Source organism: Microbacterium sp. P26 (assembly GCF_023712585.1).
In the GTDB taxonomy this organism is placed as follows: domain Bacteria; phylum Actinomycetota; class Actinomycetes; order Actinomycetales; family Microbacteriaceae; genus Microbacterium; species Microbacterium algihabitans_A.
In genome coordinates, this window is the sequence record NZ_JAMAXZ010000012.1 from 1 (window position 1) to 1,553 (window position 1,553).

Below are 1,553 nucleotides of genomic sequence, written 5' to 3' on the forward strand. Positions count from 1 at the left end.
TGAACTGCCTCACGGGTAGGTCGGAAGACTGTTTCTTGTGGGTGCGTCCGTTCCTTGAGAACTCAACAGCGTGCACTTGTCAAATGCCAATTTATTCCTCGTCGGTCCGTTTGTTCGGATTGCGAGTAATTCCTTTGGATCAAAGACCAGCCCTTTTGGGGGTTGGCATATGGATACGTCAGTAATGATGTTTCTCTTTGGTCAGTTTCAAACTCGCTGCGGCCCCGTTTTCCCGGTGGTTGTATGCATTTCTTTTTTACGGAGAGTTTGATCCTGGCTCAGGATGAACGCTGGCGGCGTGCTTAACACATGCAAGTCGAACGGTGAAGCCAAGCTTGCTTGGTGGATCAGTGGCGAACGGGTGAGTAACACGTGAGCAACCTGCCCTGGACTCTGGGATAAGCGCTGGAAACGGCGTCTAATACTGGATATGAGCCTCTATCGCATGGTGGGGGTTGGAAAGATTTTTTGGTCTGGGATGGGCTCGCGGCCTATCAGCTTGTTGGTGAGGTAATGGCTCACCAAGGCGTCGACGGGTAGCCGGCCTGAGAGGGTGACCGGCCACACTGGGACTGAGACACGGCCCAGACTCCTACGGGAGGCAGCAGTGGGGAATATTGCACAATGGGCGAAAGCCTGATGCAGCAACGCCGCGTGAGGGATGACGGCCTTCGGGTTGTAAACCTCTTTTAGCAGGGAAGAAGCGAAAGTGACGGTACCTGCAGAAAAAGCGCCGGCTAACTACGTGCCAGCAGCCGCGGTAATACGTAGGGCGCAAGCGTTATCCGGAATTATTGGGCGTAAAGAGCTCGTAGGCGGTTTGTCGCGTCTGCTGTGAAATCCCGAGGCTCAACCTCGGGCCTGCAGTGGGTACGGGCAGACTAGAGTGCGGTAGGGGAGATTGGAATTCCTGGTGTAGCGGTGGAATGCGCAGATATCAGGAGGAACACCGATGGCGAAGGCAGATCTCTGGGCCGTAACTGACGCTGAGGAGCGAAAGGGTGGGGAGCAAACAGGCTTAGATACCCTGGTAGTCCACCCCGTAAACGTTGGGAACTAGTTGTGGGGACCATTCCACGGTTTCCGTGACGCAGCTAACGCATTAAGTTCCCCGCCTGGGGAGTACGGCCGCAAGGCTAAAACTCAAAGGAATTGACGGGGACCCGCACAAGCGGCGGAGCATGCGGATTAATTCGATGCAACGCGAAGAACCTTACCAAGGCTTGACATATACGAGAACGGGCCAGAAATGGTCAACTCTTTGGACACTCGTAAACAGGTGGTGCATGGTTGTCGTCAGCTCGTGTCGTGAGATGTTGGGTTAAGTCCCGCAACGAGCGCAACCCTCGTTCTATGTTGCCAGCACGTAATGGTGGGAACTCATGGGATACTGCCGGGGTCAACTCGGAGGAAGGTGGGGATGACGTCAAATCATCATGCCCCTTATGTCTTGGGCTTCACGCATGCTACAATGGCCGGTACAAAGGGCTGCAATACCGTGAGGTGGAGCGAATCCCAAAAAGCCGGTCCCAGTTCGGATTGAGGTCTGCAAC

General features: G+C 54.7%; 1 rRNA gene. It reads left to right on the forward strand.

Annotated elements, in window-relative coordinates:
• Window positions 1-255 precede the first annotated feature (255 nt).
• Window positions 256-1,553, forward strand: a 16S ribosomal RNA gene (locus M3667_RS16520); the annotation flags it as partial.